Origin of the sequence: Stenotrophomonas acidaminiphila (assembly GCF_014109845.1) — a bacterium.
GTDB classification, from domain to species: Bacteria; Pseudomonadota; Gammaproteobacteria; order Xanthomonadales; family Xanthomonadaceae; genus Stenotrophomonas; species Stenotrophomonas acidaminiphila.
The window spans coordinates 739,017-752,469 of sequence record NZ_CP043567.1 but is presented as its reverse complement, the minus strand read 5'-3'; the positions used below and the strand labels follow the sequence as shown (position 1 = coordinate 752,469).

At 72.7% G+C, this 13,453-nt stretch carries 9 protein-coding genes; 3 read left to right on the top strand and 6 right to left on the bottom strand.

Translation table 11 applies throughout. The features are described from left to right. Positions 1–40: 40 nt before the first annotated feature. From F0P95_RS03510 to F0P95_RS03485, 6 genes are all read right to left on the bottom strand, one after another. Positions 41–1,075 carry an MlaA family lipoprotein gene (locus F0P95_RS03510; RefSeq protein ID WP_182335718.1) on the bottom strand — a complete coding sequence of 345 codons (1,035 nt, stop codon included), beginning with the start codon at positions 1,073–1,075 and terminating at the stop codon, positions 41–43. Position 1,076: 1 nt separating this feature from the next. Continuing rightward, the gene (locus F0P95_RS03505) at positions 1,077–1,385 is read right to left on the bottom strand and encodes an STAS domain-containing protein (protein ID WP_182335717.1); all 309 of its coding nucleotides are present in this window, start codon (positions 1,383–1,385) and stop codon (positions 1,077–1,079) included. Beyond that, a complete protein-coding gene (locus tag F0P95_RS03500; protein ID WP_182335716.1) occupies positions 1,375–2,049 on the bottom strand; it encodes an MlaC/ttg2D family ABC transporter substrate-binding protein in 675 nt (224 codons plus the stop codon). The genes F0P95_RS03505 and F0P95_RS03500 overlap by 11 nt, the downstream gene beginning before the upstream one ends. Before the next feature lie 2 nt (positions 2,050–2,051). Beyond that, positions 2,052–2,570, bottom strand: coding sequence for an outer membrane lipid asymmetry maintenance protein MlaD (gene mlaD, locus F0P95_RS03495; protein WP_054668498.1), 519 nt, complete (start codon positions 2,568–2,570; stop codon positions 2,052–2,054). Positions 2,571–2,677: 107 nt separating this feature from the next. Continuing rightward, positions 2,678–3,427 carry an MlaE family lipid ABC transporter permease subunit gene (locus F0P95_RS03490; protein WP_054668497.1) on the bottom strand — a complete coding sequence of 250 codons (750 nt, stop codon included), beginning with the start codon at positions 3,425–3,427 and terminating at the stop codon, positions 2,678–2,680. Next, positions 3,427–4,215 carry an ABC transporter ATP-binding protein gene (locus F0P95_RS03485; protein WP_182335715.1) on the bottom strand — a complete coding sequence of 263 codons (789 nt, stop codon included), beginning with the start codon at positions 4,213–4,215 and terminating at the stop codon, positions 3,427–3,429. Before F0P95_RS03485 ends, F0P95_RS03490 begins: the two co-directional genes overlap by 1 nt. 284 nt (positions 4,216–4,499) lie before the next feature. Between F0P95_RS03485 and recC the strand changes: the two genes are divergently transcribed. The 3 genes from recC to recD are packed head-to-tail and all read left to right on the top strand — an operon-like array spanning position 4,500 to position 13,392. Then, complete coding sequence (gene recC, locus F0P95_RS03480) at positions 4,500–7,856, top strand: exodeoxyribonuclease V subunit gamma (RefSeq protein ID WP_182335714.1); 3,357 nt, start codon at positions 4,500–4,502, stop codon at positions 7,854–7,856. Further along, a complete protein-coding gene (locus tag F0P95_RS03475; protein ID WP_182335713.1) occupies positions 7,853–11,479 on the top strand; it encodes a UvrD-helicase domain-containing protein in 3,627 nt (1,208 codons plus the stop codon). Before recC ends, F0P95_RS03475 begins: the two co-directional genes overlap by 4 nt. Further along, complete coding sequence (gene recD, locus F0P95_RS03470; RefSeq protein ID WP_182335712.1) at positions 11,476–13,392, top strand: exodeoxyribonuclease V subunit alpha; 1,917 nt, start codon at positions 11,476–11,478, stop codon at positions 13,390–13,392. The genes F0P95_RS03475 and recD overlap by 4 nt, the downstream gene beginning before the upstream one ends. The last annotated feature ends 61 nt before the right edge of the window (positions 13,393–13,453 follow it).

Here is a 13,453-nt window from a genome sequence, read left to right as displayed (position 1 = left end):
ATTTCCCCGGGCTTTTTTCCATCCATCGCCGACAGCGCGCTCAGCGCCCCCAGTCCGGCATCGGCATCGCATCGACCGGGATGGTGGTCTGCTCGTCGTCGCCGTGGCGGCGGCGGTCGTGGCGCAGGTCCTTCTCGATCTGGTAATTGCGCCGCTGCAGCCAGGCATCGCGGGTCAGCGCGTACTCGTCCACCGCGTTGTCGCGGATGTCGTCCAGCGACAGCAGCTGCACGCGGGTATCGACCAGCTGCAGGCCCTGCAGGCCGACGCGCAGCGTGTCCATCTCCACCCGGCGCAGCGGCGACAACGGTACGTCGCCGGCCAGCCCGAACACGTCGCGTACGGTGCGCGGGCCGAAGAACGGCAGCTCCACGTAGCGCGACTGGCGCCAGCCCCAGATACCCAGGGTCTGCCCGAAATCCTCGCTGCGACGGGGCACCATGGCCTTGCTGGCAGGGTCGAACAGGCCACCGATGCCGAGCGTGGAGTTCATCAGGAACCGGCCCAGCGAGTCCCAGGCGTCGTCGGCGTGGCCCTGCAGCAGCTGGTTGACCATGGTCACCGGCAAGCGCAGGTTGCTGAAGAAGTTGCTGACCCCGGTACGCGCCACGCGCGGCACCACATGCACGTAGGCGGTGGCCAGCGGGCGGGCGATGCCGCGGTCCACCGCCAGGTTGAAGCGGTGCATCCGGCGGTTGTACTTCTCCCACGGATCGTAGGTCGGCGCGGCGCCATCGCCGCCCTTGCCGGCCTCCGTGCCCGGGGTGCCGTACAGCGCGGCGAAGTCATCCTCGGCGTCGGTGGCCGCGGCCGGGCTGGGCGTGCTCGCCTGCGCCGGGGTACCCGCGACCGTGTCGCCGGATGCCTGGGCGGGCTGCGCTGCCGCGTCGGCAACCGGCGCCGGTACCGGTGCGGTTGCCGGCGCGCCCGCGCAGGCGGCGGGGTCCGCGCAGCCGGGCTGCTCGGCGCTGACGCTGGCGCTGGCGGGCGGTGCGGTCGCGCGCACGGGCTTGCCGGCGCAGGCGCCCAGCAGGAGCACGGCAGCCAGAAGGGGAAGGGTGCGGAAGAGGCTCATGTCAGTGTTCGCCCGATGAGGCGTTGAAATCCAGGTCCGGCGACAGCCGGTACGCCGCGCGCAGCTCGTCCAGGCCCACCGGGGCACCGACGATGGTAGCGCCGCCATTGCTACGCATGCGTGCAGACAGCTCGGCCAGCAGCGCCACCCCGGCGCTGTCCACGCGCTCGACGGCGTTCAGGTCGAGCCGCCGCAGCCGGCCGGCCAGCGCCGCCAGCTGCGGCCACAGCGCGATCGCCGCGGCGCGGTCGAGCGTGCCGGCCAGGTGCAGGGCGTCGCCTTCGACGCGCGCGGTGGCGTCACTTGCCACGGGGTGCCGGGCCCGCGGTGGCCTGCATGCTGCCGTTGCGCAGTTCCGCCGCAACGTCCTTGATCGACTTCTGCCGCAGCGGGGCGTCGAACTGGTTCTTGAAGGTCTGCACGTAGGAGATGCCTTCGATCATCACGTCGAAGATCTTCCACTGGCCACCGACGTTGCGCATCAGGTACTCGACCGGGGTCGGTTCGGCGCCGGCGCGCACCAGTTCGGTGGACACCTTCACGCCACGGTTGCCCGGCAACGGGGCCTCGCCCTTGAAGCGGAAGCTGGGCTTGCCCTGGATATCGAGCAGGGCCGAGCCGTAGCGCGCCATCAGGTTGTCGGCCATCGCGTCGGCGAACAGCTTCACGTCGGCATCGGCGGCGCCGCGGCCATGCACGCCCAGCACCAGGCGGGCGGCGTAGTCGCGATCGAAGCCACGGCTCAGCTCGCCGTCGATGAAGCCGCGCAGCGCGGTCGGATTGGCGCGGAACTCGCTGCGGCGGGTTTCCAGCGCGGACAGGATGCGCGAGCTGGCGTCGAGCACGGTGCGCGCGGCGGCCGAAGGCTGCGCGGCGCTGGTCGCCGGGCGTGCCTGCGCCTGCGCCATCGCCAGCGACGGGGCCGCGGCGAGCAGGGCCGCGGCGAGCACGGTGGTGAGCAGTCGGGTTTTCATGATTACGGTTCTTCCTTGGTGGGCGTCGGGTGGGGGCCCGGGGTGGACTCGGTGGCGTTGTTGCCGCCGCCGCTGAACATGTATTTGCCGACCAGCTGGATCAGGTCCACCGCCGGCTGCGTGAATACGATCTCGTCGCCGGACTTGAGGACGTCCGGATCGCCGCCCGGCTGCAGGCCGACGTAGCTCTCGCCCAGCAGGCCGCTGGTGAAGATGCCGGCCGAGGTGTCCGCGGGCAGGTCCTTGAACTTTCCGTCCAGCGACAGGGTGACGATGGAGTCGTATCTAGCGGGGTCCAGCTGAATGTCGGCCACTTGGCCGATGGTCACCCCGCCTACCTTCACTGGCGCCTGCGGGCGCAGCTGGCCGACCTGGCTGAAGCGCGCCTTGAGCACGTAGTCGCCGCCGCCCATGCCGAAGCGCTGGTTGGTGGACGCCACCGCCAGTACCAGCAGCGACGCCAGCGCCAGCAGCAGGAAGGCGCCGACGGAGAATTCGAGTCGAGGTCCACGAATGGCCATGTTGTTGTCTCACTCCTGATCCAGCAGGTGCCTCGCCGGTGCCGGCGAAGCGGGTTGTTCGTCGGATCCCCGCACCGGAACGTGCGGGTCCCCGGCAGGGATTGGCATCAATGGAACATCAGTGCGGAAAGCACGAAGTTGAACATCAGCACCAGCAGCGAGGCGTTTACCACCGCGCGGGTGGTGGCCACCGAGGTGCCTTCGATGGTGGGCTCGGCATGGAAGCCGACGTAGGCCGCCACCAGCGCCGCGGTGCCGCCGAAGATCGCCGACTTGAGCAGGGCCACGGCGAAGTCGTCCCAGAAATCGACGCTGTTGCGCAGCCCCGACCAGAACGTGCCGTTGTCCTGGCCGAGTACCTTCACCGCTTCGAACCAGCCGCCGGTGATGGCCAGCGAGCAGAACACGCCGGTCAGCAGCGGCACGGTCAGCACCGCCGCCCAGAAGCGCGGCGCCACCGCCTTGGCCACCGGGTCGATGGCCATCAGTTCCAGCGCCTTGATCTGGTCGGTGGCGCGCATCAGCCCCAGCTCGGCGGCGATCGAACTGCCGGCGCGGCCGATGAACAGCAGCGCGGTCAGCACCGGCGCCAGTTCGCGGTACAGCGACAGCCCGAGCAGGGTGGACAGCGCGTCGGCGGCGCCGAACGTGGTCAGCGTGCGGTAGCCCTGCAGGGTCAGCACCAGGCCGACGAAGGCACCGCCCACGGCGATGATCGGCAGCGAGCGCGCGCCGATCTTGTAGATCTCGCGGGTCAGCTCGGCCAGGAAGTCGCGGGTCGGCAGCGAGCCGCGCAGCACCGTCAGCGAGAACAGGCCGGCGCGGCCCAGCGAGCGGATCGAGGAAACGAACGGCATCAGGCAACCCTCGGCCGCGGGGCGGCATCGAACGGGATCGGGCCATCGGGCTGGCCGTGCAGGAACTGCCGCACCAGCGGGTCGCTGCTGGCCTGCAACTGCTCCGGCGTACCGGAGAACACGATGCCCTCGTTGGCGATGACCAGCGCCTGGTCGCAGATCGGCAGGGTCTCGTGCACGTGGTGGCTGACGATGACGCTGGTCAGCCCCAGGCTGTGGTTCAGGCGCTGGATCAGGCTCATGATCACCCCGGAGGCGATCGGGTCCAGCCCGGTCAGCGGCTCGTCGTAGATCATCAGCGGCGGGTCCAGCGCCAGCGCGCGGGCCAGCGCCACGCGCCGCGCCATGCCGCCGGACAGTTCGCGCGGCCACGCATCGGCCGCGGCCAGCAGGCCCACCGCGTGCAGCTTCATCCGCACCAGGCGCTGCAGCACCGGCTCGGCCAGGCGGGTGTGGGTACGCAGCGGCAGGGCCACGTTCTCGGCGACCGTCAGGTCGGTCAGCAGGCCGTTGCCCTGCAGCAGCACGCCGATGTTCTTGCGCATCTCCAGCAGCGCGCGGTTGCCCTGCGGGATGTCCTGCCCGAACAGGCGCACCTGGCCGCTGACCGGGCGCAACTCGCCGGTCAGCGCCGCCAGCAGCGTCGACTTGCCGGTGCCCGAGGGGCCGAGCACGGCGGTGATGCTGCCACGCGGCACGTCCAGCGAAACGTCGCGCAGGATCGTGCGCCCGCCGCGGTCGATGCGGACGTCGGACAACTGCACCAGGGGTGTCCGGGGAAGGGACATGGCGGCCTTTAACGGAAAACCAACGTGGCAGGATTATCGGGTCCGCCTGAACAAAAGAGAACTGGACCGTGCAGTATTGTCGCCGTACCGGCGGCGCGCGTCAGTGACCATGCGCGGAACGCCCAGTCTCCCTGGTGTCGTCACACGCGCAGCGGCGGCGCGTGCGCGCGTCCGTGGCGGACGCCACGCGACCCGCGCCATCCACCGCCGATCACCGCCACGTCCACGTCGCGCCCGCGCGCGTCGCAGTCAACGCGACGCCGCTCCGGCACAATGGCGCGGCCATGCCCGACGCCTCCGCGGACTTCCGCCTCTACCACTCCAACGCCCTGGACGTGCTTGCCTCGCTGCTGGCCCATGCGCTGCGCGAGCCCGATCCCGGCCGGCCGCTGCTGGCGGCCGACACGGTGCTGATCCCGCAGGTGGCGATGCGCCGCTGGCTGCAGTCCACGCTGGCCGCCGAGTACGGCATCGCCGCCAACCTCGAGTTCCTCACGCCCGGCGAGTTCGTCGCCCGCGCGCTGAAGGAAAACGTGCCCGGCGAGCAGGACGACCTCGGCGCGGCCGGGCTGCACTGGCGGCTGTACGTGGCGCTGACCGACGCGGCGCTGATGCGGCAGCCGGCAATGGCCGCGCTGCGCGCCTACCTGGCCGGCAATGCGCCCGGCGGCGACGACCCGTTGCGGGCGTGGTCGCTGGCCGCCGAACTGGGCGGGGTGTTCGAGAAGTACCAGGCCTGGCGCCGCGACTGGCTGCTGCGCTGGGAGGCCGGCGCCGACGCCGCCGACCCGCAGGCCATCCTGTGGCGCCACATCGCCGGTGGCCAGCAGCACCGCGCACGCCGCATCAACGACTACCTGGCGCGGTTCGAGGGCGCTGGCCAGCCGCTGCCGCGCGGCCTGCCGTCGCGGCTGTTCGCCTTCGCCACGCTCAACGTCTCGCCCGACGTACTGCGGGTGATCGCCACCCAGGCACGGGTCGGCACGCTGCACTTCTACCTGCCCACGCCGACGCGCGCCTACTGGGGCGACCTGCAGACCCTGGCCGAGCGGCTGCGCGGCGGCATCGACGACCCGTTCGGCAGCGCCGCCGGCGAGAACCCGCTGCTGCAGGCCTGGGGCGCGGCCGGGCGCGACTTCATGGCGGTGCTGGGCAGTTACGAGGTGGTGCACCCGTCCGGCGAGATCGCCGCCTATGCCGATCCGGAGCTCCGCGAGGGGCCGATGCTGGACCAGGGCGGCCTGCGCGACAGCCTGCTGCATCGCCTGCAGGCCGACCTGTTCCACCGCCGCGCGCGGCCGCCGGCGCCACTGCGCCCGGCATTGCGGGTGGACGACCCCAGCGTGCAGGTCCACGCCTGCCATACCCGCCTGCGCGAAATGCAGGTGCTGCACGACCAGCTGCGCGCGCTGCTGGACGATCCGCGCTTCGACCCGCCGCTGCAGCCGCGCGAGATCGCGGTGCTGGCGCCGGACATCGACCCCTACGTGCCGTACCTGGAATCGGTGTTCGGCGGCCGCGGTGGCGGCGAGGGCCATATCCCGTGGGCGCTGGCCGATGCCAGTCCGCTGCAGGACGAGCCGCTGGCCGAGGTGTTCGTGCAACTGCTGGGGCTGCCGGTCTCGCGCTTCGGCGTCAACGAGATCCTCGACCTGCTGGCCAGCCCGCCGCTGGCCGCCGCCGCCGGACTGGATGCGGCCGCGTTCGAGCGCCTGCATGGCTGGCTGCAGGCCGCCGGCGCGCGCTGGGGACTGGATGCGGCGCATCGCGGCCAGCACCAGGCGCCGGCCGACGACGCCTGCACCTGGCAGTTCGCGCTGGACCGGCTGCTGCTCGGGCACGCCAGCGGCAGCGATGACGACCTGGCCGGGGTCGCGCCGTGGCCGGAGCTGGAGGGCAGCGCACTGGCCGCGCTCGATGCGCTGATCCGCCTGCTGCGGGTGCTCGCCCGCCACCAGAAGACGCTGGCCGAGGCGCTGCCTCCGGCGCAGTGGCGCGAGCGCCTGCTCGGGCTGCTGGCCGCGCTGCTGCCGGACGCCCCGGCCGAGCCGTCCACCCAGCGCGCGCTCGAACGCCTGCGCAAGCTGGTGGACGAGTTCGCCGGCGAAGCCGCCCGCGCCGGCTTCGAGGCCCCGGTGCCGGCCGAAGTGGTGCGTGCGCATTTTTCCGCGGTGCTGTCCGAGGCCGACACCCGCGCGCCGCTGCTCACCGGCGGCGTCAGCTTCGGCCGCATGGTGCCGATGCGGCTGCTGCCGTTCCGCGCGATCTGCGTGCTGGGCCTGAACGACGGCGATTTCCCGCGCCGCGACCCGGCCGCGGGCCTGAGCCGGCTCACCGCCGAACTCGGCACCGCGCGTCGCCGTCATGGCGACCGCTCGCTGCGCGAGGACGACCGTTTCCTGTTCCTGCAGCTGCTGGCCTCGGCGCAGGACGTGTTCTACCTGAGCTACCTCGGTGCCGACGCGCGCGACGGCAGCGTGCGCGAGCCCTCGGTGCTGGTCAGTGAGCTGATCGATGCGGTGGCCGCCTGCCACGCCGATCCGGCGGCCGCGCGCCACGCCATGGTCGTGCGCCATCCGCTGCAACCCTTCGCCCCGGCCGCGTTCGGTGGCGACGGCGAGCCACGGCGTTTCAGCTATCGCCGCCAGTGGCACCCGGCCGCCGGCGCGGTCGGTGGCCAGCGCCGGCAGCTGGCGCCGTGGTCGGCCGGCGTGCTGGATGCGCCGCTGCCCGCTGCCCTGCGCGAGCCCGGCGTGTCGCTGGATGCGCTGCGCCGTTTCCTGGCCGATCCGGCCGGGCAGTTCCTCGAACAGCGCCTGGGCCTGCGCCTGGGGGGCGAGATCGAGGCCAGCGACGATGTCGAACCGCTGGTGCTGCCCGAACGCGGGCGCGAGCACGGCACGCTGCAGCAGCAGGTGCTCGCCGCGCTGCTGGAGGGCCGCGAGCAGGGGCTGTACGCACGCCTGCGCGCGCGCGCGCTGCTGCCGTCCGGAGCGCTCGGCCGGCAACAGTTCGAACAGCTGCTGGGCCGCATCCGCCCGTGCGCGGACAGCTTCGCGCAGTGGTACGACGGCACGCCGCTGCAGTCGCAGCGGCTGGAAGTGGCGATCGACGACTGCATCGTTCACGGTCGTATCGCACAGATCCATCCACAGGGACTGCCACGCCTGCAGGCCGGTGCGCCGGGCGTGGCCTGGGTGCTGCGCAGCGGCCTGGACTGGCTGCTGGCCAATGCCGCCGGCGTGCCACTGCCCCTGCTGCAGTTCATTGATGCCGGCGATGGCGGTTTCGGTCCGCACGTCCTGCCGCCGCCATCCGCTGAACAGGCCAGGTCGGCCCTCAAAGCCTTGCTGCAGTTGCGCTGGCAGGGGCTGCAGGCGCCACTGCCGTTTGCCCCGTACACCGGCTGGGCGATCTACAACGCCGATCCGGACGCACGCGAAAAGACCGCGCGCGAGAAGTGGCATGGCAGCGAGCGCAGCTGGGGCGAGCGCGATGGCGAAGCCCTGCAGCTGGCGCTGCGCGGCGCCGATCCGTTCGCCGATCCAGCCACTACCAACAGATTTATCCACAACAGCCTGCTGGTGTTCACCGCACTGCGCGAGGCCCGGGTGCCGGCCGGCAGCGAGGACCGCGCATGAGCGCCGCGCCGCTTGCGACCGACCCGTACCTGGACCTGCCGCTGGACGGCCTGCGCCTGATCGAGGCCAGCGCCGGTACCGGCAAGACCTTCACCCTGGCCACCCTGTTCACCCGCCTGGTGGTGGAGCAGAACCTGCGCATGGGCCAGATCCTGGCGGTGACCTTCACCGACGCGGCCACCCAGGAACTGCGCCGGCGCATCCGCGAGCGCCTGGACCTGGCCGCGCGGCTGGCCGACGCCGTGCCGGGGCCGGGCGACGGCAACGAAGCCGCGCTGACCAGCGCCATCCTGCAGCGCCATCTGCAGCAGGGCACGGAAACCGCCGCGCAGCTGGCCCGGCGCCTGCGCATCGCCGCCGAGGAAACCGACCTGGCGGCGATCTTCACCATCCACGGCTTCTGCACCCGGGTGCTGGCCGAACACGCGCTGGAGAGCGGCCACAGCTTCGCCGCGCCGGAACTGCTGACCAACACCCGCCAGCTCCACGCCGGGCTCGCCGCCGACCTGTGGCGCCAGCATGCCGCCCGCGCCGATGTACTGGCGGCCCTGACCGGCCTGTGGAAAAGCCCGGACGCGCTGGCGGCCGACCTGCCGGTGCTGGTCGCCGACCTGCCGCTGCTGCCGACGCTGCCGCCGGCGCCGCTGGACGATGCCCGTCCGCTGCGCGATGCCGCCGCCGGGCACCTTGCCGCCGGGCTGGCCACGCATGGCGAGGCGTACCTGCACCAGCTGCGCGCCGCGTTGGAAGGCGGCGTGCTCAACAGGAGCAGCTACAAGGCCGAGTGGATCGAACCGCTGTTCCGGCAACTGCTGCAGTGGGCCCGGCATCCGGATCCGGATGCCGGGCTGGATGACCGGCTGCAGCGGCTGACCCTCGACGCGCTCACCGCCAGGACCGTCAAGGCCAAGGCCGGCAGCACCCCGGTGTCGCCGCTGCAGCCGCTGATCGCCGACTACGCGCAGGCACAGGCACGCTTCAGCGAGTGGCGCATGCAGCAGTCCATCGCCCTGCTGCATGCGCTGCGCGATGAAGCCCGCCAGCGCCTGGCACGGCACAAGCAGCAGTACCGCGTGCAGACCTATGACGACCTGATCGACGGCGTGCATGCGGCGCTGGACGGCGAAGCCGGCGCGGCGCTGGCCGAACGCCTGCGTGCGCAGTACCGCTTCGCCCTGGTCGACGAATTCCAGGACACCGACCCGCGGCAGTGGGACATCTTCCGCCGGGTGTTCGCCGAACCGCCCGCCACTGCCGCGCTGTTCCTGATCGGCGATCCCAAGCAGGCCATCTACGGCTTCCGCGGCGGCGACGTGCATACCTACCTGCAGGCCCGCGAACGCGCCGCCGAGGCGCCGCGGCTGGCGCACAACTTCCGCTCGCGCCCCGGCCTGCTGCGCGCGATCGACGCGCTGTACGCCAACGCCGGCGACCGTGCCTTCGTCGATCCTCGGATCCGTTTCGAACCGGTGCAGGCCGGCAGCAAGCGAGGCGATGCCGACTACCTGCTCGATGGCGCCCCGGCCCCGGCGTTGACCCTGCACCTGATCGAAGCCGATGCCGACGGCAAGCCGCTCAAGGCCGACGACTCGCGCCACGCCGCCACCCTGGCCTGCGTGGCCGACATCCACCGCGTGCTGTCCGCCGCACGCCAGGACAGGGCGCGGGTCGATGGTCGCCCGCTGCGCCCGGGTGACATCGCCGTGCTGGTGCGCTCGCACCGCGAGGCCACGCGCATCCAGCAGGCGCTGGCGGCGGCGGCGATCCCGGCGGTCGCCGCCGGCCGCCACAGCCTGTTCTCCACCGCCGAGGCGCACGAACTGCGCCTGCTGCTGCTGGCGCTGCTGCAGCCGGCCGACGAAGGCCGCCTGCGTGCGGCGCTGGCCACCGTGCTGCTGGGCGAAAGCGCCGCCGGCATCGCCGCGATGGAACACGATGGCGAGCGCCAGCGCACGCACCAGGAACGCCTGCTGCAATGGCGCGAGCGCTGGCAGCGTGGCGGCGTGCTGGCGATGCTGTCCGACCTGTGCGCGGAACAGGCCGAACGCCTGCTGGCGCTGGTCGACGGCGAGCGCCGCCTGACCAACTACCTGCAGCTGGGCGAACTGCTGCAGGAGGCCGGCACCCGCAGCATCGGCCTGCATGGCCTGCTGGATTGGCTGCAGGCGCGCATCGCCCATGCCGATGACGGCGACGAGACCCAGCTGCTGCGCCTGGAATCGGATGCGCACCGGGTCCAGGTCATCACCCTGCACAAGAGCAAGGGCCTGGAGTACCCGCTGGTCTACCTGCCGTTCGTCGGCATCGACGGCGGCGCGCCGGCCACCGATGCCCACCGCATCGTGCACGACGGTGAGCGGCGCGTGCTGCACTGGAAGATCGACAAGGACGCGGCCGACTGGAAGGCTGTCGGCCAGCAGGCTGCCGCCGAGGACGCGGCCGAAGCCGCGCGCCTGCTGTACGTCGGCCTGACCCGCGCCGAGCACGCGCTGTGGATCGCCGGCGGCGCGCTGGCGGGGCTGCCCGGCTCGCAGCTGGGGCCGATGCTCGGCGACCTGGAACGCCTGGCCGCGCATGCCGACATCCGCATCGTCGAAGGTGGCGCGGACGCGCTGCCACCGCGCCTGGCGCCCGTGCGCGAGCCGGCGTTGCCGTCGGTGCGCAGCGTGCGCCGCGCGCTGTCGCAGGACTGGTGGGTGTACAGCTTCACCCAGCTCGCCCACGCCGAGGCCGGCCACGACACCGCGGCCGCGGCCACCGAGGACAGCGGCGGTGCCGCCGACGAGCCGCCGCAGGCCGCCGACGAGGCGGTGCAGGATCCGGCGGTGGCGCAGGATGCGTTCGATCCGCGCTTCGCCGGCAGCCGCTTCGGCAACGTGCTGCACGCGGCGCTGGAGACCACCGAGTTCGGCGCCTGGAGCGGCTGGCGGCCCGGCGACGACGCGCCTGCGGGGCAGGCCGGAGTGATTGCCGCGGCACTGCGCGCCGAAGGCTATGCCGAGGCCGACATCGACGACGGCGTGGCCCTGCTCACCGCGCTGGTCGGCCAGACCCTGACCGTGGCCCTGCCCGAGGGCGGCGCGCTGCATGCGCTGGGGCCCGGCGAGCGCCGCGCCGAAATCGAATTCCACTTCGCCATGCAGCCCACCGCGGTGCCGGCACTGCTGCGCGTGCTGCACGCGCATGGCGTGGTGCGCGGCCGCCACGGCTTCGGCGCGCGTGGCCGCCTGGAAGGACTGATGACCGGCAAGATCGACCTGACCTACCTGCGCGATGGGCGCTGGTACGTGCTCGACTACAAGTCCAACCGCCTGCCCGGCTACGCCGCGGCGCAACTGGAGGTGGCCATGCGCCACAGCGAGTACGACCTGCAGGCGCTGATCTATACCGTGGCGCTGCACCGCTGGCTGCGCTTCCGGCTTGGCGGCGGCTACGACTACGCGCGTGATTTCGGCGGCATCCGCTACCTGTTCTGCCGTGGCCTGGACGCGACCCGCGTGCCGTCGCCGGGCGTATACGCGCATGTCTTCGCGGCGGAACTGGTGCATGCGCTGGACGCGCTGTTCGCCGGCGGCGATGACGCCCACGCGGCCATGCTGGCGCGCCTGGGAGACCGCGCATGAGCCTGTTGGCCGCACTCAGCAAGGCCGGCGTGCTGCGCGCGCTCGACCACGCCCTGGCGCAGAGCCTGCGCCGGCTCGATCCGGACACCCCGGACGCGGTGCTGGCCGCCGCCGCGCTGGCCTCGCTGGCCGTCGCCCACGGCCATGCCGGGTTCGACCCGGCGCGACCGGCGCGGCTGCTCGAGGGGCCGTTGCCCTGGCCCGACGCGCAGGCGTGGATCGCCCAGCTGCAGGCCTCGCCCTGGGTGGCGCAGCCGCATGACGATGCGGCCGAGGCCGCGCAGGCGCCGCTGGCCTGGGAACACGGGCTGCTGTACCTGCGCCGTTACCGCGAGTACGAACGGCGGCTGGCGCTGGGCCTGCAGCGCATCGGCCAGGCACCGCTGGAGCGGGCCGATCCGGCGGCATTGGCGCCGCTGTTCGCGCAGCTGTTTCCGGGCACCGTGGATGCCGCGGCAGGCGTGGCGTCGGCACAGGGCGATCTGTTCGCGCAGTCGGCCGTGGCCGATGCGCCCGCCGCTGGCGACCAGCAGGCGCGCGCTGCCGCGCTGGCGCTGCGCCACGCCCTGCTGCTGGTCACCGGCGGGCCCGGCACCGGCAAGACCACCACCATTGCGCGGCTGCTGGTGCTGTTGGCCGCGCAGGCCCATGCCGACGGCCGCGCGCCGCCGCGCGTGGCCCTGGCCGCGCCGACCGGGCGCGCCGCCGAGCGCATGGCCGAGAGCCTGCGCAATGCCGTGCAGAAGCTGCCACAGCAGGGCGTTGACCCGGCGCTGTGCGCGCAGCTGCCGACCACCGGCACCACCCTGCATCGCCTGCTGGGGGTGGTCCCGGATTCGCCGCGCTTCCGCCACCATGCCGACAACCCGCTGCCATACGACACCCTCGTGGTCGATGAGGCATCGATGATCGACCTGCCGCTGATGGCCAAGCTGGTCGAGGCGGTGGCCAGCGGTACCCGGCTGGTGCTGCTGGGCGATCCCGACCAGCTGCCTTCGGTGGAAGCCGGCGACGTGCTCGGCGCGATCCTGCGCGCCGCCGGCGACGGCACACGCATCGCGCCCGACGACGCACAGGCGTTGCAGGGCCTGCTGGGCAGCCTGCCTGCGGCGGCGGTCGCGGCCCCGGCCAGCGGTTTTGCCGGCACCCGCGTGCAGTTGCAGCGGGGCTACCGGCAGAGCGAGGCGCTGCGGCTGGCGCCACTGGCCGCGGCGATGCGCGAGGGTGACGCCGCGCGCGCGCTGTCGCTGCTGCGCGACGCACAACTGCCCGGCGTGCACTTCCACGAGAACGAGGACGATCCGCTGCAGGCCTGGCGCGAACCGCTGCAGCGCTACTGGGAGGCGCTGGCGAGCGCGCAGACGCCGGCGCAGGCCCTGGCCCTGGCCGGGCGCCTGCGGCTGCTCACCGCCGTGCGCGAAGGCCCGCAGGGCGCACGCGGGCTCAATGCGCGCATCGAGGAACTGCTCGCCGGCGGCACCGCGCGGGGCGCCGCCGCGCACTTCCACGGGCGCCTGCTGCTGGTCACCGAGAACAGCTATCGCCACCGCCTGTTCAACGGCGATGTCGGCATCTGCCTGCGCGGCGAGGGCAGTACCCATGGCACCACCGCCTGGTTCCCCGGCGACGATCCGGACGATCCGCGCCCGTTCCACCCGGCGGCGCTGCCCGCGCACGAGAGCGCCTTCGCCATGACCGTGCACAAGGCGCAGGGCTCGGAGTTCGACGAGGTGTGGCTGCAACTGCCGCGCCGCGACAACCGCGTGCTCAGCCGTGAACTGCTCTACACCGGCATCACCCGCGCGCGCCACGCCGTGCACGTGGCCGGCGACGCGGCGGTGATCGAAGCGGCGCTGTCGCGCCACGCCAGCCGCTGGTCGGGCCTGGCGCAGCGGCTGGGCCGCTCGCGATAGGGGTGCACTGAAGTCAGCTCCTGTCGCCCCAGGTACTCCTCGGCATAAAAGCCGCGCAGGA